The 473-nt window shown below is 68.9% G+C and carries 1 protein-coding gene; it reads right to left on the reverse strand.

Annotation, left to right across the window (positions count from 1 at the left end; genetic code table 11):
- A partial coding sequence (locus E4T88_RS18875; protein WP_135107561.1) for a hypothetical protein occupies positions 1-473 on the reverse strand: 473 nt, incomplete at both ends.

The following is a 473-nucleotide window of genomic DNA, read 5'->3' on the forward strand; positions in this document are numbered from 1 at the left end:
ACGTATTCCTTGCCCTCGTACCAGAAGGCCGTCCACCACTCGCGCGGCGCCTTGAAGCCCCAGGTGAAGAAGCTGTACCACGGCACCTCGCGCAGCCGGCCGCGCAGCGCCAGCACGCTCACGTAGACGTTCGGGCCCCAGCCCTCCTCGATCTTGAGCTGCACCGTCGGGTCCTGCCCGTTCAGCTGCACCACGCGCATGTCGATCACGCCCTCGCGCTCCACGCTCACCAGCGCCGTCGCCTGGCGGAACGGCATGCGCACCTGCAGCCGGGCGGTCTCGCCGGGCTGGTAGCTTTTCTTCTCGGGCAGCACGTCGATGCGGTCATGGTCTTCTCCGCCGAACCACAGCTCGCCCTGGCGCGTGACCCAGACGGACGCGGCCGCCTCGGACTGGTTGCCGTCCTTGTCGCGCGCGGTGGCGACCAGTTCCACCTCGCCGGCCTCTTCGAGCTTCGTCTCGCACAGCAGCAG

The organism is Dysgonomonas mossii (genome assembly GCF_004569505.1).
Classification (GTDB): Bacteria; Bacteroidota; Bacteroidia; order Bacteroidales; family Dysgonomonadaceae; genus Dysgonomonas.